Raw genomic sequence first — 16,761 nt, 5'->3', positions numbered from 1 at the left:
ACTTCTTGTTGACTATGTAACGAGTGCGTTATCACTTGCTTACAGGTTCAGCTTTCTCAACTGAATTATCATTTACACCCAAAGTCAATTCCAAAGGAGTTCTTTGGGGGTAAGCTTTTACTACTTGTCGATAAACATCATAATTAGTAGGTAGTGCCTTCTGTAAATTACCCACTCCGTAGGTCAGTTTGTACTGAACATATTTCATCAATTCAGGTTTGCCTGCCTCTTCTTGAGATTTTTTGCGTTGTTCAACTTCATCAACACTTGGTCGTGGCGGTACAGTAGGCCACCATAACCCTCTGTCATCTGGGCCAACAACTGCTCCTGGCGGTTTCAATCCATTCCGATTCAACACTGAAGTGTTAGCAAAGGTTTCAATGCGTGGCTGTGGTTGACTAGTTAGGTTATTCGCATACTTAACTTGCCAGGAGTAACTGGTGAGTGCTGTAGCTTCATACTGTTCAGCAGTAGTAGTGCTGCAACTAGTTAATGTCAGTGCCGTTAGTGCAGTTATTATTGAGGGTAAAAATCTCATTTGCATTATCAATCGTAAATATCTTTCACCAATCACTCTTGAAGAGGGAGTGTGCCATCATTCCTGTCAAGGAGAAGGAATCGCTGTTGTTGAAACCACCTGACCCGTTGTTAATCTAATCGCCGTCTGCTCACAATTAGGACATTGGACTTTCACCTGAATTAATGAAGGATGACCAAAGTATTCTCCCATTACTGGTTCCCCAGTAAACTCGCTAATTATTCCCTGCTGACAGTGCCAACACTCGAATACCACGCGCCCCACTTGTTTATCGCAGTCCAAAAACTGGATATGTTGACAGCGTTCTGGCGCTAACTCTTCTTCTTCATCGCTCTTTGTCAATTGACCCTGTTGCTTGGGCTGTTGCGGTAATTTGGATTTTCTCTTGTCAGAAGAGGTACCTTTGGCTTTACTTTTGTCTAAATGTTGCGGTTTTTCAGCAGCGTTTGTCTTTGACCTTACAAGAGGTATCACCTCTGCTTGGGCTGCTGCTCAACTGACGGCAGATCAACACTGGGAGTAATGTCAGGCTGAGAGGTTGGCTGCTGTTTCTCTACTGATTTATAAGCAACAAGGTCAAGCTTTGGGCTTTGGTCGTTGAGTTTTAATTCTTGCTTAGGTAGCTTGGGCGGTAAGCGAAGCCATGCCGTTAGGCTTATCGCTCGGTAGACTTCATCAGAACTTTCTTTCCTGAACTTTGGGAAATGAGTGTATTTTAACCGCCAATTTATTTCACCAAATCGCTCCTCATCACCAGAACGAAAGTATAGTTAGCTTTTTAGGTAACAAGCAATTTGGAGCATTAGTTTTTCATTACTTTGGTGTAAAACTTGTGAAAATCTCTGCGGTCTACTTAAATTGTCATAGAATCAGTTCATTCTGTAACTAATATATGTTTTTTCATCAAAAATCGCATAGTACCAAGAAAATATGATTATCGCAGTTACTAATCAAAAGGGAGGAGTAGCCAAGACAACCTCTACTATCGCACTAAGTGGATTGCTGGCAGAAAGTTCCTCCTGCCTTGTAGTTGACTTTGATCCCCAAGGTAATTTAACCACGGGTCTAGGAATCAAGATTCAGCCAGGGCAGAAGACTGCTTATGAAGTACTTACAGATCGTAAACAGAGCGCATCTGAAACTATTATTGACACCGAGTACGGAATCAAGCTGATTCCGGCTGACATATCTCTTGCATCTGGAGAAAAGCAAATTTTGACCTCGGCAGATAATAGCCGAATCCTGAGAAAGAAGTTGAATCCTTTACGGCAAGAATTTGCTCATATCCTCATTGATTGCCCACCTAGCTTAGGTATGCTGACTCTAAATGCACTAATGGCAGCAGATGCAGTCTTGATCCCCGTTCAATGTCAGTTTTTTGCTTTAGAAGGCTTACGACAATTATTGGAAACTATCGAAAGTCTTCGTGATGAAGACACTCACCCCAATTTGCAAATTTTAGGAGTCTTGCCTACAATGGCAGACCGTACACTCACGACCCAAGATGCTCTCAAAACTCTTAAAACTAAACTTCCTGGGGTCAAAATTTTTGAACCAGTTCCTAAGTCTGTTCAGTTTCCAGAGTCCAACTTGGCGCGTCAACCAATTCATCGATATACCACAGAAAGAAAATTGATTGAACCTTATCAAGAAATCGCCAGGGAAATGGCAGAACAGGAGTAATATGGCGAAGCGGCGCTTGTCAATGGCAGATGAAATGGAATTTCCGAATAAAACCAGACAATTCCTTGACTTAGTAGGAGTTACCAATAATCCTCAACTCTCGGAAAACGAATCTATTGAACAATCTTTATTAATAACTCAAATTCACCTAGCTGCTCATCAGCCTCGGCGTTATTTTTCAATTCAAGGAATGGAAAGCCTAGTTGCTTCTATTCGTGAACATGGCATCTTGCAGCCACTGCTTGTCCGACCGTTAGAATCCGGTAATTATGAATTGATTGCTGGTGAACGTCGCTACCGTGCGGCTCAAACTCTTGGAATGGAGCAAGTTCCGGTTATTATCCGCCATCTCAATGACCAAGATGCTTTCCAAGTCGCCCTCCTCGAAAATTTGCAACGGGAAGATTTAAATCCTGTTGAGGAAACTGAAGCTATTTTGCAACTGCTATCTATCCGCTTGGAATGCTCTCAAGGAGAAGTTATTTCCCTACTCAATCATATTGCTAACCTCCAAAAGCAAAAAACAGAAACTACGAACAACGTTGTTCGTAACCAATGGGAAATGGTAGAAAAGATATTTTCAGTAATAGGTAGGTTGACTCCAGACAGTTTTCGTAGTCATCGCCTACCTTTACTAAATTTACCTAAAGATGTTCTAGAAACTTTGCGCCAAGGACAACTAGAATATACCAAAGCTCGTATCATCGCTCAATTGAAAGACAAAGATCAGCGACATCAACTTCTAGTGAAAACTATTGAAGAAAATCTTTCAGTTAGAGATATCAAAAGTTACATTCAATCAGTTCAACCTCCTAAGTCTTCTCAGCCGAATATCCTTCCTAATCGGATGAAGGAAGCCTATCAGCGAGTTAAGCAAGCTAAAATCTGGGAAGATCCTAATAAAGCGAAAGTTTTAGATAAGTTGTTAGGGCAAATTGAAGCTTTATTAGAGTAGAATCTATGGTTTTTTACAACATATTTCACTCTCCTCACCAACCTTTGAGGCGTAGCTTGCATAGCTTGCGCTCGTAGTCATCGTATGGTGAAGCGAAGCAGCATTTTCGACTTTATCATCTACTATTACTGTAATCTCAAAAGAGTATAGTATTTATGTACTATGATTGAACTGAATTCCAATATTGTAATAATGTGCGGCATCTGATCATAAACAATGTCCACTCCCTCTAATCTTTCCCCTCAACAAGTAAGCGCCTTTCCTCAACACGAAACAATCACCGGAGTCGTAGAACGTTTAACTTTTTACTCTGTTGAGTCAGGCTACACTGTGGCAAGACTGACCCGCCCCCGGAGCAACGAACTCACCACAATCGTAGGCAGCTTTGCCAATATTCAGCCAGGTCAAACTCTACAGCTAACTGGTTTCTGGCGTGACCATCCTCAGTTTGGTCCACAATTCCAAGTAGTTAATTACAAAGAAACCAAACCAGCAACGCTTACCGGAATTGAGAAATATTTGGGCAGTGGGCTGATTAAAGGTGTTGGCCCAGTCACAGCAAGACGGATTGTTGCCCACTTCGGGCTAGAAACCCTGGACATTATCGAAAACCAGATTGAACGACTGATTGAAGTCCAGGGTATTGCCAAAAAGCGGATCACTCTCATTAAAAACGCCTGGGAAACTCAAAAAGCCATAAAAGAAGTAATGGTATTTTTGCAAGGGCACGGTGTTTCAACAACATACGCAGTCAAAATTTACAAGCAATATAGGGATGAGGCGATCGCTACAGTAACCCATAACCCCTACCAGCTAGCAGCCGATATCTATGGGATCGGTTTTCTGACTGCTGATAAAATTGCCCGTAACTTGGGAGTTGCACCTGATAGCGAATTCAGATATTGTGCTGGACTTGTCCACGCTTTGAGTGAAGCTGCTGAAGATGGACATTGTTACTTACCACAGCCAGAACTAATTGAGTCAGTCATTAAACTGCTGACTACTGACGAACATCAGCCAACAGAAGATGCAATGGCTCAAACTATCAAAGACATGGCTTTGAAAGATGAGCTAATCAGAGAGAAAATTCCAGACCAAACCCTGCTGTGCTACAAACCAACTTACTTTCATACAGAACAAAACCTAGCACAACTGATATCTGGGCGCTTGAGCCAGCCAATTGCACAAGATATTCCCCGTGTCCGTGCCTGGATTGAGCGCTTCACTGCTAGTCACAAGATTCAGCTTTCAGAGCAACAACAGCAAGCGGTCGAGATAGCAGCTTACTCCAGGATGATGATTTTAACTGGTGGACCTGGCGTTGGAAAAACTTTCACCACCCACACCATTGTCTCGCTTTGGAAAGCAATGGGTAAATCTATTGCCCTGGCTGCACCTACTGGACGGGCGGCTCAACGTTTGGGTGAAATGACTGGGCTAGAAGCCAAAACCATACATCGCTTGTTAGAATTTGACCCCCGCTCAAGGGGTTTCAAGCGCGATAGCGAAAATCCTTTACCCCACACGGCAATTATCGCTGATGAAGCTTCGATGCTTGATTTGTTTCTGGCTTACTCCTTGGTTAAAGCAGTATTAGCTGGCGCTCTACTGTTGTTGGTGGGTGACATTGACCAGCTACCATCTGTGGGGCCAGGTCAAATACTGGCTGACTTGATCAATTCTGGGCGAGTTCCCGTGGTGCGGTTGACCCAGGTATTCCGCCAAGCTCAAACAAGTGCTATTATCACTGCTGCTCACCAAATTAATCGGGGAATTTATCCCACGATTGAACCGATTTCTGACACACCTCAATCTGACTGTATTTGGCATGGCGGCGGACATCAACCCGAACATGGAGTGCAAGCAATCTGCGAATTGATTACAGACTTGCTCCCCGGCTTAGGTTTTAATCCTGCCACTGATGTCCAAGTGCTTTGCCCGATGACACGGGGAGTTGTGGGTACTCGCAATCTTAATACCGTATTGCAGCAGTTGATTAATCCACCCAGCCCCAACAAGGTGGAGATTAACAGAGGTGGGAATTTGTTACGCGAGGGCGATCGCATTATCCAGTTGACCAACGACTACAACCGCGAAGTCTTCAACGGCGACTTGGGAATTATCCTCACCATTGATACTGTCGAGCAGGAAGTTACAGTGCAATATGGTGAGCGGACTGTGGTTTATGATTACGCTGACCTCAATGAAATTGCCCTTGCCTGGAGCATTTCTATTCATAAAAGCCAAGGCTCAGAATATCCGGTGATAGTTCTGCCAATCTATATGCAGCATTATATGATGTTGACTCGGAACCTGTTTTACACTGGTATAACTCGTGCCAAGAAATTAGCGATCGTGGTTGGCGCAAAAAAAGCGATATCTCTGGCGGTGCGCTCTACTGATGACCAACGACGGTACACAAGGTTACAGCAGAGGTTACTTCAGGCAGGACTGCATTGGTAATATGTTTTGACTATTAAAAATAGAAAATGGCTATAGCGAGTGAAGCCTTTAAATTATATTCCGGATCAGACTGATGTAAGGGAGTGAATATATAAAGAAGAGGATTATATTCCCAGATGATTAACCAAATTACCGCCTTAGAATCCTGTTGGCATATTTCTCCTGGGTGGGGTAAGACCATGCCTCCATTAGCAGTGAAAATGTTAGAAAAAGTTTTGTTGCCAATCTCAGACTTGTCAGGTTATTGCTGTGGTGTTGAGTGGTCAGGACAAGAATGGATTTATGCAATTGTTTGCCAGAATGAAACTCTCTACTTAGCTGAACAAGAATTTCATACAACAAATGTACTAAAAAAGTCCACTGTTTCTACTCCAGCTTTTAGATTGGGGGACATAGTTGAGGTTGATTTCGGTGAACGGCCGACACGCCGTATTATTCAAGGAATTTTTAGTCTCAAAGATAATTGGCTTTATGGGGTAGAGTGGCGCTCCCCAATTTTAGAAGAAGTGTCTGCCCAAAGTAGAACAATATGGCTTGCTGATGTAGATTTAGTTAATGTTAGTGTATAAATATTTTCATTTGATATTCAAGAATAAGGCTATAGGTTACTATCACCCGCTCCTCTTGGTTTTGAGTGAGTTTAAGATGTCGTCACTACCCAGGGAATTTTCCATTGGTTGAGCCACATCTTCAGCATTTTCTACGAGTTGGGGTTCTGCTGCATCTGAAAGTTGCGATACTACAGTAGTAGATGTTTCCGCTTTTACCTCGTTTTTTGTTGCCATTAATCCTGACTGAAAAAATCTTTCTGAGTATATAGTTTGATTGACCTTGTTATTTAGTATAACTTCTAGGGAATAACATTAGCCACGACGAAACAGAGTTTCGAGATAAACTTGGGAAACACCGCGATCCCCATCAGCATTTTGCAGCAGAAACAGGGAGATGGCTGCGGTGATAAGGCGATGTTCATCCCAATCAGGATGTTTTTCTAAGTAGGTATTGAGAGATTGATGTAGCGTTTCGGGAAGAGTAGTAAAGATATTTTGGGTTGAGTTCATATAATAAAAGCTTCAGAAAAAGCAAATCAATAGGGACAACAAGCTAGAGGTGATACAGTGCAAGTACAGTTTCACCCATTCAATGCTAGCCGCACCACTGGCACTAACAACTGAATAGTTTTATACAGTTGATGCTCAAAATGGAACAGGCTGCAAAAGCTAGTGGATTTATTTTGTGCTGATTGGCTCAGTTTGTCAATGTTGCAAAATGTTAAAAAGAAATATAGAAAAAATAAATAATTACGTGAAAGCTAGGGTTAGAAGTAGGTTTTGTTTATATTACGTAATAATAACTCAGTAAAGCAGACTGATTGCTACAGACATGACAAAATACCTATTGGGTGAACAGAAGCCGATTATCTTGTAAAACAACTGTGGAAAACAGCAGAAATAGCTGTGGAAAGTCTGTGGAATCTGCCAGGAAAAGTAGAGGTAATGATAAGAATTGCAAAAAGTTCAGATTTGTAATCTCTGCCGTTGCAGTGTAATATCAGCCTCAGTATTCCCAAGGAGCTAATCATGAGAGGATGGGTAAACGATCCACATTCAGGAGGGGTAAAAATCCCGGAGCAAGTCAAACAGAGAACAAAGCAACGAATATTAGCCTATGCAGAGCAGCATTATGCAGGAAAATACATACGTATTGATGTCCGTTTTAAGGGATATTTCTGTTACATAGATGCTTATAAAGAACCATTTTTACCAGACAATGATGACCTATCAATGTTTAAAATAACACGCTCTGAATATATAGAGAGAGCCAAGAATACACCAATTCATCTGTGTCGATTACGCTACAAAGGGAATGAAGAGAAATGGACAAAGGCTTTTTATACCTATAGTAATGAAAAATACGAACCTAGCTTATTTAATAATGGTACTTTTTATGGAACACCAGAAGAAGCATTTCAAAGTTCAGCATTGTATTTAGATTAATCAAATTTCGACAGATTTAATGATTTTTGAGATAGAAATATAAAATTGTTTGGCTCATAAAAAAGTAACAATATCGTTCAATATGTCTGAATCTTATACATTTCAACCTTTATCGCTAATTAATCCTAGCTTGGATAGTAGTGAAAGTCACTACTAGAATTACCCTAATATCGAGGAAGTAATTAGTTGTAAAAGTGCTTTAGCGCTGATGATAATTTGCAAAGGCGATTTCATAAATCTCATTTAGGGTTGGCAATTACACAACTAAAAATAATTGGTGCTGATGTTGGTACTGGTGGTACATCCTTTAGAGATTATCTAGCTAAATATGATTAGGGAGAAGCGCCTCTATTTCCAGGTTTAGAAGATATTCTCTAACTGCATCAGAGTGTTAGTTATATTTGAAAAACACGGAATTGTTGAGGTACGAAATGTAAGATAATATGTCTGGACGCTAAATAATCATCGAATGATAAATTTGCAATTTCCTAATGATTGGCAGAGAGTACTAGCTGAAGAATTTAAACAACCTTATTTTACTAAACTTCAAGAGTTTCTAATAAGTGAAAGATTATTTCATACCATTTATCCAACTAAAGAAGAGACATTTTCTGCTTTTGAACTGACACCTTACGAGCAAGTAAAAATCGTATTGCTGGGACAAGATCCATATCACAATGAAAACCAAGCACATGGGTTATGTTTTTCAGTAAGACCAGGGGTAAAAACACCTCCATCACTTCGCAACATATTTAAGGAACTTAAACAAGATATTGGATTTGAAACCCCAAATAATGGCTATCTTGTAACATGGGCTAAACAGGGTATATTGATGTTAAATACAGTACTAAGTGTCAGAGCAGGCATGGCAAATTCCCATAAAAATAAGGGTTGGGAAACTTTTACAGATGTGGTAATTAGTAAAATTAGCCAGAAACCTGCACCTGTGATCTTTGTGCTGTGGGGTAAGGATGCACAAAAGAAATTAAAGCTGATAGATACTAATAAAAATATCATAATTCAATCAGCACATCCTTCACCACTTTCTGCTCACAATGGTTTTTTTGGCAGCAAGCCCTTTTCAGCTATTAATTCTGCATTAATTTCTTATGGACAATCAGAAATTAATTGGCAAATACCAAATATTTAAAAAATAAATACTTTATTAAAGATAAATAAAACTATGAGCGAGTACCAGTATTACGAATTCCAGGCATTAGACCGACCATTAACTGCATCAGAACAAGCATATATAAGTAGTTTATCTAGTCGGGTACAACTGAGTGCAACAAACGCAATTTTTACCTACAGCTATGGAGACTTTCGAGGTGAACCCAAGGAAGTTCTAGAAAAGTGTTTCGACATCATGTTATACATGGCGAATTGGGGGACGCGACAATTAATGTTTCGTTTCCCTAAAACAGTGGTTGCTCCATCAGTTTTTGAACCTTATTGTTTAGCTGATAAAATTACTGTATCAAGGAGCAAAAACTATGTAATTGTGGATATTAGTATCCAGGACGAAGAATATGGAGATTGGATAGAAGGGGAGGGATGGCTAGCACAATTAGTGCAGTTGCGTGATGATATTTTGCAAGGAGATTATCGAGTTTTATACCTGGCTTGGTTAAAAGCAGCTTCAATAGCAATTGAAGAAGGGGAAGATGAAGAAGATTTAGTTGAACCACCTGTCCCAGCAAACTTGAAAAAACTACCTGCTGCAATTGAGACTTTTATAGAGTTATTTGATATTGACCAGGATTTAATTGCATCGGCATCTCAAGTAAGTATTGATAAAAAAGAAAATACTGAACCCATAAAAGAGTGGATTACAGCTTTGTCATCAGAGGAAAAAGACTATTTCCTTTTGAAAGCGGCAACAGGTGAAATTAATGTTGGAATACAACTTCTAAACCGACTGCGAGAACTATTTAAGATTCCCAAAAGTGATAGCAATCATGATACTCACAGACGCTCATTCTCCCAGTTACTAGAAAATGCTAATGAGCAAATGCAACAGCGTCAGCAACGAGAAAAATTAGCAGCACAACAGGAAAAAATCCGGAAGTTAGAAGTTCTAGCTAAAAATCAAGATAAAGTATGGTCAGATATATATAAGTTACTTGAATTCAAGCAATCCAAAACTTATGACCAAGCAGTTGCACATCTAGTTGACTTACGGGAATTGGCTGAATATCAAGGAAAGCTAGAGGAGTTCAAAGCTTCTATTAAGCAGATGCAAAAAAATTATAGCACCCGGACTGGATTGCTATCGCGCCTGAAAAAAGTTGGATTATTGTAAATTCTCTAAGTGTACAATTTTTCTTTTCTGACACGGTGATGCCGATTACCAAGAAGGGGGGAAAAGGAAAGGGGGAAAGGGCAATATACAAAAAACTTTTTATATTCATGGTATGAAGCCCCTATTTTTAAATAGGTCGAATAAAAAAAGAAAAATTTTAAGGCACGTAGTGCGATAACTTAGCAGTGTCCATATTTGAAACAAGAGCTTTTAAGTTACTTATTCCCTTTCTCATTTCCCTTTCTTGACACTCGTGTTTGAGCGAAAAATAAGCTGATGTATTTATTAGATACATCAGCTTTTGACTTATCCCAAGATTTCAATCACAGCCGCTAGAATAGCTGGTGCTTTGTCTGAAACTGGAATGAATATCCGCTTTTGCCAGTTGATGATCTCGGTGAAGCAACCCACAGCTAAGAGTCGCTCTGCATAATGGCTCAATAGGTTTCTTTTTTCTACAGCCATTTACACGCGAATCCCTAGACATTCACATTTGCAAGGCCCGGCTGAGACGAAGGAAATACTCCGCGTCCTTGTCAGGGTCAAGGTTGGAAATATCTACAAACCGCTCCAGCATTACCGCCCATGTCAGATCACGCCGCTTGGGTAAGCGCTCTCTTTCGGCCGAGTCCAGCGCGCCCGGTAGCTCTTTTAAGGTGAGGTCGGTGCAATACACGGGCGATCCCGGCTGCATCCGCCATGAGTTTTCGAGGGTGCCCGCATCGAAGGCGTCAAAACCCGTATCTTCCACCAGCGCCAAGCCCACTTCCCGATCTTTGTCCCGGTCGGCAGCAACCGGCAAAGCAACTCGGTCGGGGCTTCCTTTGGTTGCGCCCTTTCTTGCGAATGAATTTGAAACAACCGTATTCCACGCTTTCACAATGGGCCGACCCAGTTGTTCGACCACCCACAAGCTCTCGACCTGCCCCGCGTCGATGGCCTTGATCCTGTTGTCGCGCACGGGGTGGTAGTTCGACGTGTCCATGACAACGGTTTCCTCTGGCAAGCCTTGAATCAATGGCGCAACCTGGGAGTAGCTGGCGGGATTGATGGAAAGAATGACCACCTCAACGTCCTGCACGGCTTCGGCTGCTGTAACGGCGCGGGCACCAAACTCCAGCGCATCGGCTGGGATGGTTTCCGGTCCGCGTGAGTTGGCCACCTTCACGTCATGCCCAGCCTGAGCCAGTTTGCAGGCCAGGGTCTTTCCAATGTTACCGGCGCCCAAAATGCCGATCTTCAAATTCTTTGTGTTACTCATGATAAATCCTCGTGTAAATCTTCCGTTTTGAATGTGAATGTCTGTTCGTGAATGTCTGTTAATTGTGGAAAGTCACGCTTTCTTCGATAGGCGCCTTCTCGATCCGATAGCGATTGGCGGTGGCCGTCTTGTCGGGATAGCCGAATGAGATACCGAACAGCATCTTCAGGGACGGATCGATGCCCAACAGCTCGCGGATCGTGTCGGCGTAAAAGCCGAGCATCGTCTGCGGTATGCCGCCAAGCCCGTGCGCCGTCAGCGACAGCAAGAACGTCTGGCCGTACATTCCGATGTCGCCAGCCACTCGCACATCGTCGCCAAAGGAAGGCATGAAGAGCAACGCGGCGTGCGGCGCACCAAAAAATTCCAGATTGTATCGCGATGCGGTCCGGCGATCTTCGGTTGCCTCGCGCGGGACGCCAATCGCCTGATAGTAGGCCGCGCCTTGCGCCTTTGAGCGCTCGCTGTAGACGCCGCAAAAATCGGCGGTGGAGAAGCTAAAATCCGGTGTCATCCGACCAGCCTCGTCGTCCGCAAGGAGAGCCTTGCTGAGTGCGTCGCGTGTCGTGCCGGAGACGATGTGAACCTGCCAGGGCTGGGTGTTGCAGTTCGAGGGTGTGCGTTGTGCGTCTTCCAGAACCGAGCGGAGCACAGCGTCGGGGACAGGGGTTTGCAGGAAACTCCGGACAGAATGACGCTCACGCACAGTCTCTTTAAAAGACTTGGTTTGCGACGGTCCGTTTGCTAATTCGATGGGGCTGGTTGGTACAGGTGTTGTATTTAACATGGTGAATCCCAAAAAGGTGGTCATTCGGTAATCGAGTCGGGGGCGTTGGCCGAACGGGGATGACCTAGCCCGTTTAAGGTGTCGCGCAGTTCTACAAAGTCTTTAGGGGTAAGACGGCAAGCCGTCTCGATCTTCTCAGGGATCGAACACGCTTCCTCGCGCAGCGCTTCACCAGCGTCGGTCAGATCGATAAGCACGCGGCGTTCGTCATGCTGGTCACGGGTGCGCGTGACCAGTCCCGCGCTTTGAAGTCGCTTCAAAAGCGGCGTCAGGGTTCCATTATCCATACCGAGTTCCAGCCCTAAATCTCCCACCGTGCGCGGGGCACCATCGTAGAGGGCGAGCATGACTAGGAACTGCGGATAGGTTAAGCCCAAAGGCTCAAGAAAGGGCCGATGAAGCCGAATGACGCGGTTCGACGCACTATAGAGGGCAAACGAAAGCTGCCTCCCCACGCGTCGCCGTTCGTTTATGTTTGAGTTGTTATCCATTGTAAAACCCAGTCAACAGCTATTATATAGCGTACTACATAATAGTTCAATACCTATTCTAGCATCACAACCCATCGCCACCCGTCACACCGCCTGATCCAGGGAGGATAGCGCCGAAGCAAACCAAGGTGATCGCTCTCTGCACTGCGGGGAATTAAATCCAAAGCCGAGTTCAAGAAACTCGTGCAGCAATACTCAAGCGATCGCAACTATTGGAGTTCAGAAAAATGGCGAGTCAATAACCCGGATTTCTCACAAACTCTGAAAAAAGCGGGAACAAAAACTGCTAAAATGTATATAAGGCAAGTATTTCAGCATTTATAAACGATGATTTGACCCACAAGGCGATCGTTCCCAAAACAGTTTAGATTTGAACAGCCAAAATCGCCCCCAGTCGTAGTTAATTTCTAGGGTGGACAAGTAACATCTGATGCAGGTTTAAGCTTAATTGCTGAAATAGATAGAAAACTGCAAATCACATCACAGTTTGCACTATGTTTCCAAGATTACCGAAAGCCTTATTGAATTGACCATTCAATAGAAAACTTAATTAGACAACGAATTTACGGATTGGTCATGGGATACGAAGACTTAAATGACCATGAAAATTACGTCATGATCCGATGTTTGCTCTATCAAGGATTGGAGTACAAGATAAGCCTGCAATATTAGCAGCTTATTTGTACATTAAATAGGCTGGAACATAGAGAGTGAAGATGTATAACAAGGAGCAGATAGTTGTTACCATAAAATTGGACATTCTTCAGCAGAAATTGAAAGTCTATTTATAAATATATTTTTAAAATCCTACTCAAAAGAACCACGAAAAATTATTTTTGACTTAGATGTAACTGATGATTTAGTACATGGCAATCAGAAGCAAGTTTTTTTCAATACCTATTATGGGGGATATTGCTATGCTCCACTTTATATTTTTTGTGGGAAACACTTATTAGCAGCCAAACTTCGTCCTTCTAATGTAGATCCAGCATTTGGGCTTGGATTGTCCTGGTGGAGATAGTCCGTTGCTCAATCAGTGATTTGGTGAGTTCTTGAGCAACGTTGAGGATTGATTGCCCATAATCCAGAACTGTTTCTAGGTCAAACAGAGTTCCTTGCGTGGCTATAAGGCTGACCATATTTATATATATGAATACATCACTTTCGCTTTGGCGTAGCCGTTTGACCGAGAAGATTGGAGATTGAATAGGGCAGATTGGAGATTGAATGTTTTTGGTACAAGCCCAGCAGTCAAGTAGGCGGAATAAATCTAAAAGACGCTACGCACAGTCGCTTTCCGCGTCGCTATCGTCAATTCTCTTATCTTCTCGGCAATCTACAATTGTTTGAGCTAAGGACGGGTTAACTATAATTTTTTTGGTACTTTCCAGTTATCTTGCGTGGCTTGGTGGACTGGTGCTTAGTACTAGTTGAGGCGAATTTCTTAGACGTGGAGGATTTTGCTTTAGTCCGCTTGGGTTTGGTCGGTTGTAAAGAAAGGCAGGTGGGAGTAGTCGGAGTCTGGGGAAAGGGATTATAACTGCTGGCGTAAGAACAGAATGGTGAGGGGATTGTGGTTCTAGAGTCCAGGGGTCAGAAATCTTCTCAAATGCGATCGCCCTTGGAGTAGGTTGTGATGCTGTTGCGGAAACTGTGGGCTGTTCAATAACTGATGGCTCCCATTCGATTGGCGGCAAGGGTACAACCCACAAACCATCTATGAAGTCAAAAACCATTAGCGCAACAAAGCTCATAACGACTGCTTGGATCGTCAGCGTGAGAGTAGCTTGGATATCCATGATTAACTCCAAATGTTTGTGATTTTTCAATGTAGTGAGGTGTTGCAGTTGGATTTGGTCGTTGCAACTCTCACTCTGGCTTTGGCGTAGCCATGAAAATTCCCATTCACAAAACGGGTGATTATGTTTACCTAGAGCATTGAAATCTTCTTAGCAAAGGCTAAGATCCAAAAAGTCACTAATTGCAATAAGCAATGGCAAGCAAAGAAATCCAAGTCAGAGAGTACACCGTCAGAGCGCATAAGCGGGAAATTCATACTCGCGTTTTCAACTTCGTATGTAAGCAATGCGAACAGCCCACACAACGAGAAACCTTTGGAGTTAGACCTCTATATTGCGAGAAATGTCGTCCGCCTCAACCTCCCAAGCAATCGAAAGTAGTCCCTATAGGCAAGAGGAAACCCAGAGCGATGAACTATAAGAGTGGTAAAGGGATTGGGGGATGATTTTTTGTTTTGAGCTAAGAGCGATAAGCTCTTAGTTAAGTACAAAAGCGATCGCTCTTTTGTTTAATTGAAGCATCAAAGCGAGTGTTCCTTTTGTACAGTGACTTTCTATTTGTCGCTATGCTAAATTAATGTTATTGAAGGTGTAAAGCTTGCACTCAAAGAGCATTAAGTTTAGAAGTAGCACTGGGATCTTATAACCTATGTCAACGGGAAATTCTAGTTAAAAATGTCAATTTTTTTAAGAGGAGGTAAAGATTATTAATTGAGAGAATTGATGAAGTAGATCGGAATTTCAACTTATAAATATAGTTGAAATGTCTTTTCTCATGGGCAGATTTTTAAAATTGTTTTTCTTCAATTAATTATCATTATTATCTTTCAAAGAAATCATAATTAGACAAAAGCTTTTCATGTAAACAAGAGGAATTTATCTTCTTTTGTTTTCAAAATGAGGATTGTTGCTGTTTTTTATACCCACCTACTTAGATAATACTCGCTTCCGGTGAGAAGCAAGCTAGAGGTCACTAATGAATGAGCAATAGGCGATCGCCCTTTGACTTTCCAAACAATTCTCTAAAAGCGATCGCACCCTTATTTCAGAAGTGCGATCGCCCTAATAAAATCATTCTGAGATTAATTATTCAGAAGTTTAGACAGCTTATAGGAGTTGTAATAAGTTAGTACCATTACCAGAAGCTAAACTATTGTCCCAGATAGTTCCTTGAGTACCAAACATAAAGTTAGAAGTCATATCACCTCTGCTTAGAGACTCCCGACTAGAACCGAGCAATTGATTGGGGGCAATATTGATAAGTTCGGCTAAAATATCATTATCATTGATGGTGGTATAGTCACTACCTGTGCCACCCATGATAATTTGGGTTGTTTGATAGGTGATGTTATTTTTTGTGTAGCTACCTGCTTTAAGAATTAGCTTATTAGCAGGATCTTGACCTGTTAATACATTTGTTCCCAACAAAATATCGTTGTCGCTATTAATACCATTATGTTGAATACCGATGAAGTCTTCAGAAGGAGTAAACCCTTCAATTCTTAAAACACTACTATAAGGTCGAGGCCCATATTGTGAGTTACGGATTAGCCAATAGCGTTCTTCTATTCCTTGTCCAATTCCTTGATAGTTAACTCCATCCTCATATTCTGGGATTGTTGGGTTAGTCAGTGACCAGTCATAAGCGGATGCAATACTAGCATTAACATTGGTAAAGAAAGCTCCGTCAACTGTTCCTGATACCTTTGCTTGAGTGGTTTCGTTATACAATAGGACTTGCCCTTGGGGTAATCGAAAGTTTTTTTGTAATCCCTGGCCCACAAGTTGAAATTGCTTAGGATTATAATGTTGCAGAATAGCATTGATAGGAAGAACGTTGATTTCATTGGGATCTAAGGCATCCCCATCGCCATTGAGATCGATCCCAATTGTTCCAGAAATTTTGAGCGAAATTTCGTATTTTCCTCCTGAATATTCTACTCCTGTTGCGGTTGCCGTTGCTTTGGTAATTGCTTTAGCAGGTGCATTAAATTGTATGCTGGTGTCTTGCTGGGTATTGACGTTATCGGTGTTGACTTTCGTTTTGCTCCCGCCACTAGACCAACTATGTTCGTAGCTTGCCCCCGCGTCCACACCCCACTTACCCTCTGCAAGAAATGGCACTTTAGCCACTCCTTCAGCTTTGACAGTGAGTGAAGCACCAATCGTATTTCCAATTTCCCATTGAGTCGTATCTTCATTTGATACTTCATAGCCTTTACCATCTGAGTAACTAAAAGTTACACTTGATGATTCTGTAGAGCTGTTCTTTAAAAACATAGACGCATTGCGGGTCATGCTTTTTATTTGTAAACCCTGATTAGTTTGAGTCTGTTGAGTTTCAAAGTTAATAAATTCGTAACCGTTCACAGGATTTGAAGCGCTACAGTGAAAAATGGGTTACTGAGGTGGTAGATTAAACTGCATGGAAGAAAACTGCCTCGCCTACGGAATTGAAATTTCCGACTCAGATTGGGATCTGACT

General features: G+C 42.1%; 20 protein-coding genes and 1 pseudogene. 10 read left to right on the top strand and 11 right to left on the bottom strand.

Annotated elements, in window-relative coordinates; all coding sequences use genetic code 11:
* Positions 1-31: 31 nt before the first annotated feature.
* Positions 32-544 (bottom strand): hypothetical protein, encoded by a 513-nt coding sequence (locus H6G92_RS35620; RefSeq protein WP_190901216.1) that lies wholly within the window; start codon positions 542-544, stop codon positions 32-34.
* 60 nt (positions 545-604) lie between these two features.
* The gene (locus tag H6G92_RS35615; protein ID WP_242059454.1) at positions 605-1,012 is read right to left on the bottom strand and encodes a hypothetical protein; all 408 of its coding nucleotides are present in this window, start codon (positions 1,010-1,012) and stop codon (positions 605-607) included.
* 456 nt (positions 1,013-1,468) lie between these two features.
* Between H6G92_RS35615 and H6G92_RS35610 the strand changes: the two genes are divergently transcribed.
* The 4 genes from H6G92_RS35610 (at position 1,469) to H6G92_RS35595 (ending at position 6,208) form a co-directional block, all read left to right on the top strand.
* Entirely contained in the window at positions 1,469-2,221 is a 753-nt protein-coding gene (locus H6G92_RS35610; protein WP_179070380.1) for a ParA family protein, read from the top strand.
* A gap of 1 nt (position 2,222) precedes the next feature.
* Positions 2,223-3,176, top strand: coding sequence for a ParB/RepB/Spo0J family partition protein (locus H6G92_RS35605; protein WP_190901214.1), 954 nt, complete (start codon positions 2,223-2,225; stop codon positions 3,174-3,176).
* A 216-nt stretch (positions 3,177-3,392) separates the two neighbouring features.
* The gene (recD2, locus tag H6G92_RS35600) at positions 3,393-5,639 is read left to right on the top strand and encodes an SF1B family DNA helicase RecD2 (RefSeq protein WP_190901213.1); all 2,247 of its coding nucleotides are present in this window, start codon (positions 3,393-3,395) and stop codon (positions 5,637-5,639) included.
* A 116-nt stretch (positions 5,640-5,755) separates the two neighbouring features.
* Entirely contained in the window at positions 5,756-6,208 is a 453-nt protein-coding gene (locus tag H6G92_RS35595; protein ID WP_190901211.1) for a DUF1392 domain-containing protein, read from the top strand.
* Between the two features lie 42 nt (positions 6,209-6,250).
* Here the strand turns inward: H6G92_RS35595 and H6G92_RS35590 are convergent, their stop codons facing one another.
* Both H6G92_RS35590 and H6G92_RS35585 read right to left on the bottom strand, forming a co-directional pair.
* Positions 6,251-6,424 carry a hypothetical protein gene (locus H6G92_RS35590; RefSeq protein WP_190901209.1) on the bottom strand — a complete coding sequence of 58 codons (174 nt, stop codon included), beginning with the start codon at positions 6,422-6,424 and terminating at the stop codon, positions 6,251-6,253.
* Between the two features lie 78 nt (positions 6,425-6,502).
* Positions 6,503-6,700 carry a DUF2811 domain-containing protein gene (locus H6G92_RS35585; RefSeq protein WP_069074505.1) on the bottom strand — a complete coding sequence of 66 codons (198 nt, stop codon included), beginning with the start codon at positions 6,698-6,700 and terminating at the stop codon, positions 6,503-6,505.
* Between the two features lie 519 nt (positions 6,701-7,219).
* Here H6G92_RS35585 and H6G92_RS35580 point away from each other — a divergent pair.
* The 3 genes from H6G92_RS35580 (at position 7,220) to H6G92_RS35570 (ending at position 9,938) form a co-directional block, all read left to right on the top strand.
* Positions 7,220-7,636, top strand: a complete 417-nt coding sequence (locus H6G92_RS35580) for a hypothetical protein (protein WP_069074504.1) — start codon at positions 7,220-7,222, stop codon at positions 7,634-7,636.
* A gap of 469 nt (positions 7,637-8,105) precedes the next feature.
* Complete coding sequence (locus H6G92_RS35575) at positions 8,106-8,786, top strand: uracil-DNA glycosylase (RefSeq protein WP_190901207.1); 681 nt, start codon at positions 8,106-8,108, stop codon at positions 8,784-8,786.
* A 33-nt stretch (positions 8,787-8,819) separates the two neighbouring features.
* Positions 8,820-9,938, top strand: coding sequence for a hypothetical protein (locus H6G92_RS35570; RefSeq protein ID WP_190901205.1), 1,119 nt, complete (start codon positions 8,820-8,822; stop codon positions 9,936-9,938).
* Positions 9,939-10,244: 306 nt separating this feature from the next.
* Here H6G92_RS35570 and H6G92_RS35565 read toward each other — a convergent pair whose 3' ends face one another.
* From H6G92_RS35565 to H6G92_RS35550, 4 genes are read right to left on the bottom strand one after another with little or no spacing between them, the layout of a single operon-like run.
* The gene (locus H6G92_RS35565; protein WP_190901204.1) at positions 10,245-10,403 is read right to left on the bottom strand and encodes a hypothetical protein; all 159 of its coding nucleotides are present in this window, start codon (positions 10,401-10,403) and stop codon (positions 10,245-10,247) included.
* A 22-nt stretch (positions 10,404-10,425) separates the two neighbouring features.
* Complete coding sequence (locus H6G92_RS35560) at positions 10,426-11,232, bottom strand: NADPH-dependent F420 reductase (RefSeq protein WP_313890049.1); 807 nt, start codon at positions 11,230-11,232, stop codon at positions 10,426-10,428.
* A gap of 25 nt (positions 11,233-11,257) precedes the next feature.
* Positions 11,258-11,986 (bottom strand): nitroreductase, encoded by a 729-nt coding sequence (locus tag H6G92_RS35555; protein WP_190901201.1) that lies wholly within the window; start codon positions 11,984-11,986, stop codon positions 11,258-11,260.
* A 20-nt stretch (positions 11,987-12,006) separates the two neighbouring features.
* The gene (locus H6G92_RS35550; protein WP_190901199.1) at positions 12,007-12,477 is read right to left on the bottom strand and encodes a MarR family winged helix-turn-helix transcriptional regulator; all 471 of its coding nucleotides are present in this window, start codon (positions 12,475-12,477) and stop codon (positions 12,007-12,009) included.
* A gap of 183 nt (positions 12,478-12,660) precedes the next feature.
* Here H6G92_RS35550 and H6G92_RS35545 point away from each other — a divergent pair, with 183 nt between their 5' ends.
* Positions 12,661-12,801 (top strand): hypothetical protein, encoded by a 141-nt coding sequence (locus tag H6G92_RS35545; protein WP_190901197.1) that lies wholly within the window; start codon positions 12,661-12,663, stop codon positions 12,799-12,801.
* A gap of 30 nt (positions 12,802-12,831) precedes the next feature.
* Positions 12,832-13,474 (top strand): annotated as a pseudogene (locus H6G92_RS41420) (transposase); the annotation flags it as partial.
* Here the strand turns inward: H6G92_RS41420 and H6G92_RS35535 are convergent.
* Complete coding sequence (locus tag H6G92_RS35535) at positions 13,452-13,616, bottom strand: hypothetical protein (RefSeq protein ID WP_190901195.1); 165 nt, start codon at positions 13,614-13,616, stop codon at positions 13,452-13,454. The pseudogene H6G92_RS41420 and the gene H6G92_RS35535 overlap by 23 nt on opposite strands.
* A gap of 252 nt (positions 13,617-13,868) precedes the next feature.
* Positions 13,869-14,276, bottom strand: coding sequence for a hypothetical protein (locus H6G92_RS35530; protein ID WP_242059452.1), 408 nt, complete (start codon positions 14,274-14,276; stop codon positions 13,869-13,871).
* Positions 14,277-14,470: 194 nt separating this feature from the next.
* On the opposite strand from H6G92_RS35530, the gene H6G92_RS35525 reads away from it, so the two are divergent.
* Positions 14,471-14,722: a hypothetical protein gene (locus H6G92_RS35525; RefSeq protein WP_190901193.1), complete on the top strand. Its 252-nt coding sequence runs from the start codon at positions 14,471-14,473 to the stop codon at positions 14,720-14,722.
* 661 nt (positions 14,723-15,383) lie between these two features.
* Here H6G92_RS35525 and H6G92_RS35520 read toward each other — a convergent pair.
* Positions 15,384-16,556 (bottom strand): hypothetical protein, encoded by a 1,173-nt coding sequence (locus H6G92_RS35520; protein ID WP_190901191.1) that lies wholly within the window; start codon positions 16,554-16,556, stop codon positions 15,384-15,386.
* Positions 16,557-16,761 lie beyond the last annotated feature (205 nt).

The sequence above is a fragment of the Nostoc foliaceum FACHB-393 genome (assembly GCF_014698505.1).
In the GTDB taxonomy this organism is placed as follows: Bacteria; Cyanobacteriota; Cyanobacteriia; order Cyanobacteriales; family Nostocaceae; genus Nostoc; species Nostoc foliaceum_A.
Note: the sequence above shows the minus strand (reverse complement) of the source record. Positions and strands in the feature narration are given on the sequence as shown.

Coding starts and splice junctions, on each gene's coding strand:
- H6G92_RS35620 (WP_190901216.1), bottom strand. CDS start 544: ATGCAAATGAGATTTTTACCCTCAATAATAACTGCACTAACGGCACTG.
- H6G92_RS35610 (WP_179070380.1), top strand. CDS start 1,469: ATGATTATCGCAGTTACTAATCAAAAGGGAGGAGTAGCCAAGACAACC.
- H6G92_RS35605 (WP_190901214.1), top strand. CDS start 2,223: ATGGCGAAGCGGCGCTTGTCAATGGCAGATGAAATGGAATTTCCGAAT.
- recD2 (WP_190901213.1), top strand. CDS start 3,393: ATGTCCACTCCCTCTAATCTTTCCCCTCAACAAGTAAGCGCCTTTCCT.
- H6G92_RS35595 (WP_190901211.1), top strand. CDS start 5,756: ATGATTAACCAAATTACCGCCTTAGAATCCTGTTGGCATATTTCTCCT.
- H6G92_RS35590 (WP_190901209.1), bottom strand. CDS start 6,424: ATGGCAACAAAAAACGAGGTAAAAGCGGAAACATCTACTACTGTAGTA.
- H6G92_RS35585 (WP_069074505.1), bottom strand. CDS start 6,700: ATGAACTCAACCCAAAATATCTTTACTACTCTTCCCGAAACGCTACAT.
- H6G92_RS35580 (WP_069074504.1), top strand. CDS start 7,220: ATGAGAGGATGGGTAAACGATCCACATTCAGGAGGGGTAAAAATCCCG.
- H6G92_RS35575 (WP_190901207.1), top strand. CDS start 8,106: ATGATAAATTTGCAATTTCCTAATGATTGGCAGAGAGTACTAGCTGAA.
- H6G92_RS35570 (WP_190901205.1), top strand. CDS start 8,820: ATGAGCGAGTACCAGTATTACGAATTCCAGGCATTAGACCGACCATTA.
- H6G92_RS35565 (WP_190901204.1), bottom strand. CDS start 10,403: ATGGCTGTAGAAAAAAGAAACCTATTGAGCCATTATGCAGAGCGACTC.
- H6G92_RS35555 (WP_190901201.1), bottom strand. CDS start 11,986: ATGTTAAATACAACACCTGTACCAACCAGCCCCATCGAATTAGCAAAC.
- H6G92_RS35550 (WP_190901199.1), bottom strand. CDS start 12,477: ATGGATAACAACTCAAACATAAACGAACGGCGACGCGTGGGGAGGCAG.
- H6G92_RS35535 (WP_190901195.1), bottom strand. CDS start 13,616: ATGGTCAGCCTTATAGCCACGCAAGGAACTCTGTTTGACCTAGAAACA.
- H6G92_RS35530 (WP_242059452.1), bottom strand. CDS start 14,276: ATGGATATCCAAGCTACTCTCACGCTGACGATCCAAGCAGTCGTTATG.
- H6G92_RS35525 (WP_190901193.1), top strand. CDS start 14,471: ATGGCAAGCAAAGAAATCCAAGTCAGAGAGTACACCGTCAGAGCGCAT.
- H6G92_RS35520 (WP_190901191.1), bottom strand. CDS start 16,556: ATGTTTTTAAAGAACAGCTCTACAGAATCATCAAGTGTAACTTTTAGT.